The organism is Kitasatospora sp. MAA4, assembly GCF_029893355.1.
Lineage (GTDB): Bacteria > Actinomycetota > Actinomycetes > Streptomycetales > Streptomycetaceae > Kitasatospora.
The window spans coordinates 74780-87920 of record NZ_JARZAI010000014.1 but is presented as its reverse complement, the minus strand read 5'-3'; the positions used below and the strand labels follow the sequence as shown (position 1 = coordinate 87920).

At 70.4% G+C, this 13141-nt stretch carries 7 protein-coding genes; 2 read left to right on the top strand and 5 right to left on the bottom strand.

What is annotated here, in order from left to right:
- Positions 1 to 164: 164 nt before the first annotated feature.
- The gene (gene murJ / locus P3T37_RS19860; RefSeq protein WP_280725072.1) at positions 165 to 2507 is read right to left on the bottom strand and encodes a murein biosynthesis integral membrane protein MurJ; all 2343 of its coding nucleotides are present in this window, start codon (positions 2505 to 2507) and stop codon (positions 165 to 167) included.
- 170 nt (positions 2508 to 2677) lie between these two features.
- Positions 2678 to 4963, bottom strand: coding sequence for a DUF6049 family protein (locus P3T37_RS19855; RefSeq protein WP_280725071.1), 2286 nt, complete (start codon positions 4961 to 4963; stop codon positions 2678 to 2680).
- Between the two features lie 349 nt (positions 4964 to 5312).
- On the opposite strand from P3T37_RS19855, the gene P3T37_RS19850 reads away from it, so the two are divergent.
- Entirely contained in the window at positions 5313 to 6740 is a 1428-nt protein-coding gene (locus tag P3T37_RS19850; protein ID WP_280725204.1) for a CCA tRNA nucleotidyltransferase, read from the top strand.
- 6 nt (positions 6741 to 6746) lie between these two features.
- Here the strand turns inward: P3T37_RS19850 and P3T37_RS19845 are convergent, their stop codons facing one another.
- The 3 genes from P3T37_RS19845 to P3T37_RS19835 all read right to left on the bottom strand — a co-directional run bounded on the left by P3T37_RS19845 (position 6747) and on the right by P3T37_RS19835 (position 10100).
- On the bottom strand, positions 6747 to 8108 hold the full coding sequence (locus tag P3T37_RS19845) for an MFS transporter (RefSeq protein WP_280725070.1): 1362 nt from the start codon (positions 8106 to 8108) through the stop codon (positions 6747 to 6749).
- Between the two features lie 96 nt (positions 8109 to 8204).
- Positions 8205 to 9281, bottom strand: coding sequence for an inositol-3-phosphate synthase (locus P3T37_RS19840; RefSeq protein WP_280725069.1), 1077 nt, complete (start codon positions 9279 to 9281; stop codon positions 8205 to 8207).
- A 135-nt stretch (positions 9282 to 9416) separates the two neighbouring features.
- On the bottom strand, positions 9417 to 10100 hold the full coding sequence (locus P3T37_RS19835) for a PadR family transcriptional regulator (protein ID WP_280725068.1): 684 nt from the start codon (positions 10098 to 10100) through the stop codon (positions 9417 to 9419).
- Between the two features lie 414 nt (positions 10101 to 10514).
- Between P3T37_RS19835 and P3T37_RS19830 the strand changes: the two genes are divergently transcribed.
- Positions 10515 to 13136 carry a transglycosylase domain-containing protein gene (locus P3T37_RS19830; RefSeq protein ID WP_280725067.1) on the top strand — a complete coding sequence of 874 codons (2622 nt, stop codon included), beginning with the start codon at positions 10515 to 10517 and terminating at the stop codon, positions 13134 to 13136.
- Positions 13137 to 13141 lie beyond the last annotated feature (5 nt).

Sequence of the window (13141 nt, the reverse complement as noted above, 5' to 3'; positions counted from 1 at the left end):
CGGCCCGGCCCTCGGTAGGGCAGCCGTACGAGGACCCGGCTCTGCAGACCAAGTCGTTCGAAGACAATTGTGCCCACTCTTCCCACCTGACTACGACCGGCGAGAGGGCCAACTGGTTGCGCGCAGTGCCGACCGGATCCGTGGGTGGACGAACTGAGGAGAAGTCAGCGGCCCAGTCGGCTACGGACCATGCCGATCATCGCGTTCAGCTCCTCGATCCGCATCCTTCTGGCGAGCGCGGTGAACACCGCCAGCTGTACGGTTCCGGCGACCAGAACAGTAACCACGCTACCCAGCCAGCTGTTCAGCAGGTCCCCCAGGAGCAGGGCGACCAGGAAGCCGGCCAGCGCGGCGGGCAGGCAGGCGATCGCCAGCCGCGCGTAGGTCTTGGCGATCCGTCCGGTGTCGAGGCCGCCGATCCGCCGCTTGAGCTTGGGCACCGCCACCGCCACGCCCACCGCGTAGGAGGCGCCGTAGCCCAGCGCCATGCCGGTGACGGCCAGGTGGGCGGGCAGCAGCAGGTAGCAGAGCACGGCGGTGCCGGCCTGGGCGGCCGCGACCCAGACGGTGTTGGAGAACGGCGTACGGGTGTCCTCGTAGGCGTAGAAGCCGCGCAGCAGCACGTACTGCACCGAGTAGGGGATCAGGCCCAGCGCGAAGGCGGAGAGCATCAGGCCGACCGCGGTGGTGCCGTGCGAGGCACTGCCCCCGTTGCCGAGGCCGTAGATCGCGCTGCCGATCTGCGGGCCGAGCGCGAGGAAGAGGAAGGACGCGGGGACGATCGCCACCGCGGAGGTGCGCAGACCGTACGAGAGGTCGTCGCGGACGGCGCCGGCGTCCCCGTCGGCGGCCGAGCGGGAGAGCCGCGGCAGCACCGCGCTCATCACCGAGACGGTGATCACCGCCATCGGCAGCTGCCAGATCAGCAGGGCGTTGGAGTAGGCCGCCAGGCCCACCCCGAGGTAGCCCGCGCTCGCGGCCGCGCTGCCCGCCGCGGTGGCGAGCTGGGTGACCACCAGGTAGCCGGCCTGGTTGGCGAGCACGAAGAGGAAGGTCCACTTGGCCAGCCGGGCGGCCTTGCCCAGCCCGTGACCGCGCCAGTCGAAGCGCGGGCGGAACTGGAATCCGGCGGCGCGCAGGTAGGGGATCATCGCCAGCGCCTGCACGGTGAGGCCCAGCAGGGTGCCGATGCCCAGCAGCCGCAGCCCCTCGGGGGAGATGCTCTCGGGGGTGACCCGGCTGCTCTCGAAGGTGCCGAAGACCCAGAGGTACATCCCGAAGGTGAAGATGACCACGACGTTGTTGAGGACCGGAGTCCACATCATCGCGCCGAACCGGCCGCGGGCGTTGAGGATCTGACCCATCACCACGTGCACGCCCATGAAGAAGATGGTCGGCAGGCAGTAGCGGGCCAGCGCCACCGTGGTGTCGGCGCTGGTGGGGTTGCGCATCAGGGAGTGCGAGATCAACTGGACCAGCAGCGGCGCGGCCAGCACGGCGACGAACGCGACCCCGGCCAGGCCGACCATCACCAGGGTGAGCAGGCGGTTGGCGTAGGCGGTGCCGCCGTCCTCGTCCTGCTTCATGCTGCGGACCAGCTGCGGGACGAAGACGGCGTTCAGGGCGCCGCCGCCGATCAGGATGTAGAGCAGGGTGGGCAGCGTGTTGGCGGCCGAGTAGGAGTCGCCCATCGTGCCGACGCCGATCGCGGCGGCGATGACCATCGTGCGGACGAAGCCGGTGCCGCGCGAGACCAGGGTGCCGGCGGCCATGATGGCGCTGGAGTTGAGCAGACCGGCGACCTTGCCGGCTGGCTCCTGCGGGCCCCCGGACGGACTCTCGGGCGCCGCCGGTTCGGGCTCGGGCTCGGGCTCGAGTGCGGGCGAGGGAGCGGGCGTCGGGGCGGGGGAGAGCTGGAGCTCGGCCTCCTCGGCGGTGAGCGGCGGGTCGAACTCGATCACCGGGATGAACGGCTTCTCCGGCGGAGCGGCGGCGGCGCTGTCGAGACCGCCGCCCGCGTGCCCGGCGCCGACTCCGCTGAGCAGCGCGTCCACGCCGACGTACTCGGTGCTCTCGCTGTCCCAGGGCGAGCCCTCGGGCTCCGGCTCGGGTTTGGTCTTCGCGCTCCCGGTGGCCATCACGGCGGCGGGCAGCAGGTTGCGGGCCGCCAGGGCGGCGCGACCGGCCCAGCGGGAGGCCGGGACGGTCGGTTCGGGAGCGGCGGGAGCGGCGGGGCTCTCCTGGGGGTCGGGGAGCGTCGTCTCGGCCTCGGCGGCGGTCACCGGCTCCGCGCTCGGCGGCGCGGGGGGCTCGTCGGCGGTGCGGTCGTACGGGTCCGGCCCGGCGACCGTGGGGTACGGGTCGGCGGCGAACGGATCCTGGGCGTAGGTGTCGGCCAGGTACCAGTCCTGCTCGTCGGCCGGTGCCGCGCCAGGGGCGGGTGAGCTGTCGGTCCGGCCCCGTCCGCGTTCCTGACCCTGCACTCGCTCGTCGCGCGGCCCGCTCATGCCACCTCTTCGCTGTCCGGGTCCGGCCGCGCGGGGACTCCGGCGGCCTCGGACCGGTCGGTCGGCCGACGCCGGACGGCGCCACCGCCCGCCTGCCGTGACCGGCCGGTTCCAGGGATCTACTGTCTCATCACGGCCAGCCCGATCCCGGCTTTCGACGCGGCTCGGGCCTACGGCTTCTCAGCCTGCGGCGCGCCGTCCCCGCCGTCCGCATCGTCCTCGGGCACCAGCGGGGCGTCCGGATCCTCGGGCGCAACGACGCCCTTCTTGCGCTTGAGGTAGATCCGCAGCCCGGCCAGCAGCACCAGCAGCACGCCGGAGCCGACCACCCACCAGACGCCGCTGGGGACGTGGGTCACGTCGACCTTGAACTGCACCTCGGGGCCGTAGGGCTGGGAGTCGGGGCCGACGGTGAACAGCTGGGCGGACATCGGCACCACACCGTTGCCCTTGGCCTGGGCGGTGAAGCGCAGCGAGGCGCTCTGCCCGGCGCCCAGGGTGATCGAGCCGGGCTGGCTGACGTTGAGCCGGTTCGGCTGCGAGGAGGTGAGCCGCAGTTCGAGGTTGAGCACCGTCTGGTTGAGGTCGTTCCGGACGCTCACCTGCAGCAGCCCGGAATCACCGGCAAGAGTGACGACGCTGCTCTTGGGGGTGATGGCCACGGCGTCGGTCAGCTGCGCGAGGTAGGCCGTGGCGTTGAGCCGGAAGTCCTGGCCGGTCTTTTGCTGGGTGCGCCACTCGGTGGAGACCGAGCGGAGCATCGCGGCGCTGAACGGGCTGCTGACCCGCTGCGGGAGGCTGAGGATGCGCACCAGCCGGTCGACGTTCTGCTGCATCTCGGCGACCGACGCCAGATCCTTGGTCGACAGCTCGGTGCCGCGCAGGTTGCCGGGGTAGGAGTCGGCGCCGGGCACGGAGGTGTTCGCCCTGGCGTCTGCGGCGGCCGCGGTGACGTTGTCCAGCGTGGCCGGACTGGTCCACTTGCCGCTCTGAGCGGCGGCGAGCGAGTCGGCCAGCGTCTGCGCACTCGCGACAGTCAGGTCGCGCGGCGGCATCACCAGCATGGTGCGCGGCACGTTCGGCTCCTGGAGGGTGACCTCCAGGGTCTCGGCCAGGAAGCGCTGCTCGGCCGCGGTCCGGCTCTGCGGGGTCTTCAGGTCGTTCTGGAACAGGGCGGAGACGGTGCTGTCGGCGACCACGGCTGTCTGCCCGTTGCCGATCGGACGGGCGGCGTTCGGGGTGTGCAGGAGGGAGGAGGACTCCGGCATGCTGGAGCCGTTCACCAGCACCGTCGTGCCGCCGAGCTGCTTGGCGACGGCGGCGGTCGGCTGGTCCAGGGCCCCCTGGTAGGGCCAGGCCACGGTGTCCGTGACGTCGGTGGACAGTCGGCCCTCGACGGTCACTTTGCCGGCCGTGCGGGCCTTGCCGATCACGGTGTCCAGACCGGCCAGGCCGGCGCCGTTGTGCGCGATCGAGGCCAGGTCCGGGTCGCCGTAGGGCAGCGCGACCACCTGCGAGCCGTTGGCGGCCACCGCGGTGCGCAGCGCGGCCAGCCAGGCGGTCGCCGCGGCGGCTCCCACGCCGGGCTTGGTGTTCTGGGCACCGGCGGGCTCACCGCCGTGCCCGGCCAGCTGGACCCGGTAGGGCTTGGTCATCGCGAAGACGGTGTCCAGCAGCTCCGGGTCGATCACCCAGGTCAGCGAGGGGATCTTGGCCCCGATCGCGACCAGCTGGCCGAGCCGGCCGGTCGGACCCAGGTCGGTGATGAGGCTGTCGTCGCGCAGCACCGGGGTCTGGTCCGGGTCGGCGGTCTGGGCGACCAGCTCGGGGGCGTGCGTGATCGGCCAGAGCGTGGCGACCTGGGTGGGCTGGCCGTCCTTGGTGGGATCCGCGAAGTACGGCAGCACGGTGCGGCCGATGCCCACCACGCGGTCGTTGTCGTCCTGGACGTCCACCGCGAGCTCGTAGACACCGCTCTGGTCGAGCTTCAGGTCGGTCATCTGGACCGAGAGCGTGAACGGCGCCGAGGCGCCGGCCGCCAGGTCGCCCAGCTGGACGGGCTGCGGGTCGGTGAGTTCCTTGCCGTCGGCGCTGGTGGGTCCGCCGCGGGTGAACAACGAGGCGATGTCGCTGCGGGTGGCCAGCGCCTTGTTGCGGCTGCCCAGCTCCAGCCCGACGTGCGGGTGGCTGACGGTTCCGGAGCCGGTGTTGGTGACCTCGCCGGTGATCACCAGCTGGCCGGTGGGGCCCGGGGCGACGGGTTGGACGGTGGCGATGGTGACGTTCACCGGGGTGTCGGAGCTGGTCGGATCGGCCAGCGCGGGCGGGGCGACGGTGACGCCGAGCAGGCCCAGCGCGCACCCGATGGCCAGCGCGCCGGCCCGCAGGCGGGCCGATGATCGGGAGCCGGAGCCCGACCTGCGGGAACTTCCCGTGTGCCGTGCTGGCTCGCCCACGCGCTTCGCCCTCGCCGTTCCGGTTCGCTGTCGTCTTCGTCAACGCCACGCGGAGGTGTTCCGCGCTGTTCCGCATGCCCTGGTGCCGTCCCGCACGGGCGCTGCGTGCTGCCGCTGGGCCGTCCTGTCGAACGGCTCGTGGTGGCGCACCCGTTTTTTCCCCACCCGCATGGTAACGACGTTGCCCGGCCCGCAGTGTTGCGGGCCTTGGGGTGAGCGGCCGGGGGCTGTGGAAAACCGGCGGGCGGGAGGGCCGCTCGGCCACGTAGGCTTGTGTGCCGTGTCCCACGCCAATGATTCCCGTGCCGAGATCCCCCTTTCCGCTGCCGATGCGACGGTCCTGCCAGGCCTGAGCGAGGCCCAGACGCGCGGGCTCCAGGAGCTGCTCCGGGTCTCCCCGGTCGCGGACGAGATCGCCCGACGCTTCCAGGCGGCCGGGTTCCGGCTGGCCCTGGTGGGCGGGTCGGTGCGGGACGCGCTGCTCGGGCGGCTGGGCAACGACCTGGACTTCACCACGGACGCCCGGCCCAAGCAGGTGCTCAAGCTGGTCAACGGTTGGGCGGACGCGGTCTGGGACGTCGGCATCGCCTTCGGCACGGTCGGGGCCCGCAAGGACACCGACGATGGCAGCTTCCTGATCGAGATCACCACCTACCGCTCCGAGGCGTACGACCGCACCTCGCGCAAGCCCGAGGTGACGTACGGCGAGACCATCGAGCAGGACCTGGTCCGGCGCGACTTCACCGTGAACGCGATGGCCGTCGACCTGCCGGGGCGCGGCTTCGTCGACCCGCACCACGGCCTGGACGACCTGGAGGCCCGACTGCTGCGCACGCCGGCCACCCCCGAGGAGTCCTTCTCCGACGACCCGCTGCGGATGATGCGGGCCGCCCGTTTCGCCGCCCAGCTGGACTTCACGCCCGCTCCCGAGGTGGTCGCGGCGATGACCGCGATGGCGGAGCGGATCACCATCGTCTCGGCCGAGCGGATCCAGGCCGAGCTCAACAAGCTGCTGCTCTCCGATCACCCGGTGAAGGGCCTGCGGCTGCTGGTCGACACCGGGCTCGCCGGCTTCGTGCTGCCCGAGCTGCCGGCCCTTCAGCTGGAGGCCGACGAGCACCACCGCCACAAGGACGTCTACGAGCACTCGCTGATCGTCCTGGAGCAGGCCATCGCGCTGGAGCAGGACGGCCCGGACCTGACGCTGCGGCTGGCCGCGCTGCTGCACGACATCGGCAAGCCGCGCACCCGGCGCTTCGAGTCGGACGGCCGGGTCTCCTTCCACCACCACGAGGTGGTCGGCGCGAAGATGACGCGCAAGCGGATGCGGGAGCTGAAGTACTCCAAGGAGCTGATCGACGACGTCTCGCAGCTGGTCGAGCTGCACCTGCGCTTCCACGGCTACGGGGGCGGGGAGTGGACCGACTCCGCCGTCCGCCGCTATGTCACCGACGCCGGGCCGCTGCTGGAGCGCCTGCACAAGCTGACCCGCTCCGACTGCACGACCCGCAACCGGAAGAAGGCCGCCACCCTCTCGCGCACCTACGACGGTCTGGAGGATCGGATCGCCGAACTCAAGGAGCGCGAGGAGCTGGACTCCATCCGCCCTGCGCTGGACGGCAACCAGATCATGGAGCTGCTGGGCCTGAAGCCCGGGCCGCAGGTGGGCAAGGCCTACAAGCATCTGCTCGAACTGCGGCTGGAGCACGGCCCGATGGAGCACGAGGCAGCGGTGGCCGCGCTGAAGGCCTGGTGGGCGGCCGAGCAGGAGCAGTAGGACGGTCTAGCGAGGCGAACCGGCCGTGAGCCCCTGGTTTGCTGACGGATCGCCACGCCGGCAGGCCCGTCCGTAGAGCACCGCGCTGAGCGCGTAGAGCAGCGCGACGCCGATCACCAGGCCGACCGAGCGGCCGTTCAGGGGCAGGACCAGCGCGCTCACCCCGGCGGCCGCCACGAAGGCGACATTGAAGAGCACGTCGTAGAGGGCGAAGACACGGCCCCGGTAGTCGTCCTCGACGGCGTGCTGCACGATCGTGTCGGCGCAGATCTTGGTGCCCTGGGTGACCACCCCGAGCAGCAGCGCCGCCACCATCGCCGGTCCCTCGGCGAAGGGCAGGCCGAGGGCCGGGATGAAGACCGCGGCCGAGGCCAGGCAGGCGACCATCCAGCCGGTCAGTCCCAGCCGCCGGGTGAACCACGGGCTGACCACGGCCGCCAGGAAGAAGCCGACCGCCGAGAAGCCCAGCGCGGTCCCCAGGGTGGCCAGTCCGCCCTTGCTGTCGCCGGGTTGGTTGAAGGTGTAGCGGGAGAGCATCAGCACCACGACGATCAGCACGCCGTAGCAGAACCGCGCCGCGGTGACCGCCGCCAGCGCGTGGACCGCCGGGCGGCCGTCCCTGACGAGGTGTCGCACGCCGTCCGCCAGCGAGTGCCCGGCCTGGCCGAGGGCCGCGCGCAGATCGGGCCGGTCGGGGTGGTGCTCGGGTCCGAGCAGCTCGGGATCCATTCGCTGCGCTGCCAGCGCGGCGCTGAGGTAGAGCACGGCGGCGATGCACACCAGGCCGGCGTCCGCCTTCTGCCCGGGCGCCAGCACCTGGTGGAAGAGGAAGCCGATGCCGCCGCCGGCGGCCGCCGCCACGGTGCCCAGGGTGGGGGAGACGGCGTTGGCGGTGACCAGTTGGTTCGGTTCGACGACCCGGGGGAGCGCGGCCGACAGGCCGGCCAGGATGAACCGGTTGAGTGCGGTGACCAGCAGGGCGGCGCCGAAGAAGAGCCATTCGGGGGCCCGGCCGAGCAGCAGCGCGGCGGTGACCAGGCCGAGGCCGAAGCGGGCGAGATTGCCCAGGTAGAGCACCTGGCGCCGACGCCAGCGGTCCAGAAGTACCCCGGCGAACGGGCCGATCACCGAGAACGGCAGCAGCAGTACCGCCAGCATCGAGGCGATGTCGGCCGGGCTGGACTGGCGCTCCGGGGAGAAGATCACGTACGAGGCCAGCGAGACCTGGAAGACCCCGTCGGAGAGCTGGGAGAGCAGTCGGGCGGTGAGCAGTCTGCGGAAGTCGCGCGTGCGGACCAGCCCGCGGAGCGTGGCGTGGCCGGAGAGCTGGGAGCTGGGGGCCGGTGCCGGCCTTCTGGTGATCGCCACCCGCTCAGGGTGTCATGACTGCGGCCGATGTTTCACGTGAAACATCGGCCGCAGTCATGACGGGGGATCAGAGTCGAGAGCTCAGGGCTCGGGGACTCAGATCTCGCCGCGGATGAACTTCTCGACGTTGTCGCGGGCCTCGTCGTCGAAGTACTGGACCGGCGGGGACTTCATGAAGTACGAGGACGCGGAGAGGATCGGGCCGCCGATGCCGCGGTCCATGGCGATCTTCGTGGCGCGCACGGCGTCGATGATGACACCGGCCGAGTTCGGGGAGTCCCAGACCTCGAGCTTGTACTCCAGGCTCAGCGGGACGTCACCGAACGCGCGGCCCTCGAGGCGGACGAAGGCCCACTTGCGGTCGTCGAGCCACTGGACGTAGTCCGACGGGCCGATGTGGACGTTCTTGGCGCCCAGCTCGCGGTCCACGATCTGCGAGGTGACGGCCTGCGTCTTCGAGATCTTCTTGGACTCCAGGCGCTCACGCTCGAGCATGTTCTTGAAGTCCATGTTGCCGCCGACGTTCAGCTGCATGGTGCGCTCCAGCAGGACACCGCGGTCCTCGAAGAGCTTCGCCATCACGCGGTGCGTGATGGTGGCGCCGACCTGCGACTTGATGTCGTCACCGACGATCGGCACGCCGGCCTCGGTGAACTTGTCCGCCCACTCCTTGGTGCCCGCGATGAACACCGGCAGAGCGTTGACGAAGCCGACCTTGGCGTCGATCGCGCACTGCGCGTAGAACTTGGCGGCGTCCTCGGAACCCACCGGCAGGTAGCAGACGAGGACGTCGACCTGCTGGTCCTTGAGGACCTGCACGACGTCGACCGGAGCCTCGTCGGACTCCTCGATGGTCTCCCGGTAGTACTTACCCAGGCCATCGAGGGTGTGACCGCGCTGCACGGTGACGCCGGTCGGCGGCACGTCGCAGATCTTGATGGTGTTGTTCTCGCTGGCGAGGATGGCGTGCGCCAGGTCCTGGCCGACCTTCTTGGCGTCGACGTCGAACGCCGCGACGAACTCCACGTCGGAGACGTGGTAGTCGCCGAACTGCACGTGCATCAGCCCGGGGACCTTGCCGGCCGGGTCGGCGTCCTTGTAGTACTCGACACCCTGCACCAGCGACGCGGCGCAGTTGCCGACGCCCACGATGGCTACGCGAACCGAACCCATTCCGGTTGCTCCCTGTGATCTCGTGAGGTCCGTCGGAGACCGACGATCCTCGTCCTGCTTCTCATCTGACTGTCTGACGGGCGCGCTGCGCCCACTTCCGCCGCGTGGCACAGGGCAGACGCGGTGGCGGCACTCCTAGGCGGAGTGCCCCGGGCGGTCGTACGGTGGCCGGGGCGGATCCGAAGATCCGTCCTCGTCGCCACGGCCGTCCGAAGACTGTGGTGTTTCCTGGCCTCTCGGGGACGCTGTGGTGCGCCCGCTCCGATTGGCCCGTTCGGTTTCGATCAGCTCGTTCAGCCAGCGGACCTCGCGCTCCACCGACTCCAGGCCGTGCCGCTGCAGTTCGAGCGTGTAGTCGTCGAACCGCTCGCGGGTGCGGGCGATCGAGCTCCGCATCCGCTCGAGCCGCTCCTCCAGCCGGCTGCGGCGGCCCTCCAGGACGCGCATCCGCACGGCTCGGTCGGTCTGACCGAAGAAGGCGAAGTGCACCCCGAAGTGCTCGTCCTCCCAGGCGTCCGGACCCGAGTCGGCGAGCAGCTCCTCGAAGCGCTCCTTGCCCTCGGAGGAGAGCCGGTAGACGATCTTCGACCGCTTGCCGTTCAGCGCGGTGGCCGGGACGTACTCGGTGTCCGGGTTGTCCTCGACCAGCGAGCCCTGGGCGACCAGGTTCTTCAGGCAGGGGTAGAGCGTGCCGTACGAGAAGGCGCGGAACGAGCCCAACAGTACGTTGAGTCGCTTGCGCAGCTCGTACCCGTGCATCGGAGCATCGTGCAGCAGGCCGAGGACAGCGAACTCCAGCACTCCCGAGCGCCTGCTCACCCTGTCCGGCCTCCTCTCCGATGACTCGCCCCTGTCGGGGCCTTCGCTACCTCGCGACCGGCTATGCCGATGCGATGTATCGACTCGATATATCGAGAACGATAGGCCGAGGTCACGATTGGGGCAAGAGGGGCACGGGTGAATGTGATCACAAGAGTCCTCTCGATCCGCCCGCACCCCAGGTCGCGGCCATATCGGGGGGTCTTGGCAACGGGCATGTAATGATCTGTGGTTGTTTTGCGGGGATTAGTACCTGATGCCCGATTAGCTACGGTTTCAGGGTGCGTACGCTGTCGCGTGTGCACGAGGACCACCATCGGGGCAGCGGCCGTACACAAGGCCTAGGGCGGTTGCGGGCATTGGAAGGGGAACCTGTCTTCAGGCGCCCGAGCCTGGCCTAGGAGTTACTGGACGATGAGCGAACACCGGCGAAGGTCGCACAACTCGGGCGGCGGCGACGAGCCGCCCGAGGGCCGCAGCGGCGGCCAACCGTACGCGTACGGCAATCCGCCCCAGGGTGCGCCGTCCTATGACACGCCGGGACGCGCCAGAGCCAACCGCTCCGGTGCGCCGGGCGCCCCGCGCGGTTCGCGGGAGACTGCCCAGCAGCCGCGGCTGAGCCGCGCCGAGATGCGCAAGGCGTCCCAGAAGGGCGGCCGCAAGGGCGCGGCCACGCCGGCCGCGGGTGGTCGCGGCGGCGGCAAGCCGCCGGGCAAGAAGCGCTTCATCGACTACCCGCGCTGGGGCAAGAGCGGCGTCCGCCGCTGGCTCCCGTCGTGGAAGCAGTGCCTGACGATCTTCCTGCTGGCCTTCGGCAGCGGGGTCGGAGCGATCGGCGTCACCTACGCGATGACCTCGATCCCCAACATCAAGGACCTGGTCAAGGACCAGAACAGCATCTACTACTGGGCCGACGGTTCGGAGATGACCCGCAAGGGCACCACCAACCGGCAGATCGTCCCGCTGAGCGACATCAGCCCGAACCTGCAGAACGCGGTGATCGCCGCCGAGAACGAGTCGTTCAAGACCGACAGCGGCATCGACCCCCAGGGCATCGCCCGCGCCGTCTACAACATGGCCACCGGCGGTCCGACCCAGGGCGGCTCGACGATCACCCAGCAGTACGTGAAGAACGCCTACCTGAGCCAGGATCAGACCCTGAGCCGCAAGGTCAGCGAGTTCTTCATCACGCTGAAGATCAATCAGAAGCTCTCCAAGGACGACATCCTGGACGGCTACCTGAACACCAGCTGGTTCGGCCGCAACGCCAACGGCATCCAGGCTGCCTCCCAGGCCTACTACGGCATCAACGCCAAGGACCTGGACGTCTGCCAGAGCGCCATGCTGGCCGGTCTGCTCAAGGGCGCCACCGACTACGACCCCAGCCTCAGCAAGGCCAACCTCGACCGCGAGACGGCCCGCTGGAACTACGTCCTGGACCGGATGGTGGTCACCCACTCGCTGACCGCGGCGGACCGCGCCAAGTGCAGCACCTTCCCCATGCCGATCGCGAACAAGACCGCGTCCAACATGACCGGTGAGATCGGCTACCTGGTCGACACGGCCAACAAGTACATCGAGGCGCAGGACCCGTCGATCACCGACGCCGCGCTGGCGCAGGGTGGTTACCGGATCTACACGACCTTCCAGAAGGACAAGGTCGACGCGCTGAAGAAGGCCGTCGACGACATCAGCGCGCAGAACCTCAACCCGACCAAGCGCCCGGACACCGACACCAACGTCCAGGTCGGCGCGGCCTCGGTGGTCCCCGGCGACGGCGCGATCGTGGCCATCTACGGCGGCCCCGGCTACGACCAGAACCACTTCGTCAACAACGCCGACGCCTCCGGCGTCCCGGTCGGCTCGACCTTCAAGCCCTTCGTACTGGCCACCGCGATGCAGACCGGCGTGCTGACCCAGACCGGCGCCGACGGCAAGCCGACCCGGATCAACGAGGACAGCCGCTACAGCGGCGCCGACATGAGCACCATCCGCAAGCCGGACGGCTCGCTGGTGCTCGACGTCAACAACAAGCCGTTCCGGCAGAAGAACGACGACCCGGGCGACCCGGGCTTCGTGACCCTGCGCAAGGCCATGGAAGTGTCCATGAACGTGCCGTACGTGCAGCTCGGCGAGGACGTCGGCGGCACCAACGTGATGGCGCTCGCGGAGAAGATGGGTCTGAAGAAGGAGAGCTTCGCCGACCCGAGCACGGCCTCCTTCGCGATCGGTACCTCCACCCCGAGCGCGATCCGGATGGCCTCGGCCTACTCGGTCTTCGCCGCCCGCGGCCAGCAGACCGACCCGTACTCGGTGACCAAGGTCGAGCTCAACGGCACGGTGAAGCCGGCCTTCACCAAGCCGACGCCCAAGCCGGTCCTGGACCAGGCGGTCGCCGACAACATCACCGACGTCCTGCAGGGCGTGGTGCAGAACGGCACCGGTACCAAGGCCAAGGCGCTCGGCCGCCCGGTGGCCGGCAAGACCGGTACCACCGACAAGGGCGTCTCGGCCTGGTTCGACGGCTACACCCCGCAGCTGACCACCGCGGTCAGCATGTTCCGCGAGGACCCGGCCAACCCCAAGCTGCTCTCGCTGACCGGTACCGGTGGCGCGATCGGTGGCTTCTACGGCGGTAACCTCCCCACCGAGATCTTCACCGAGTACATGAAGGCCGCGCTGGCGAACGTCCCGCCGACCGACTTCCCGACGCCGGCGCCGATCAACACCGAGGTCGACGCCTCGGGCGCGCCGAGCACCGCCTCGCCCTCGCCGACGGCCTCCGCCACGGCGAGCGACACGGCCACGGCCGCCGCTCCCAGCACCCCGGCCGCACCGGTCAGCTCCGCTCTCGCCCCGCCGACCGACGCGTCCACCGCGCCGTCGGTGCCGACCCCGTCCTGTGACCCGTTCTTCGGGTGCGGCCCGACCGGTACCGCGTCCCCGACGCACGGCCACAAGCCAACGGGCACGCCGAGCGCGCCGGCGAGCAGCCCACCGCCGCCCTCCAGCACGGGAGGCGGACTGCTCGGCTAGCAACC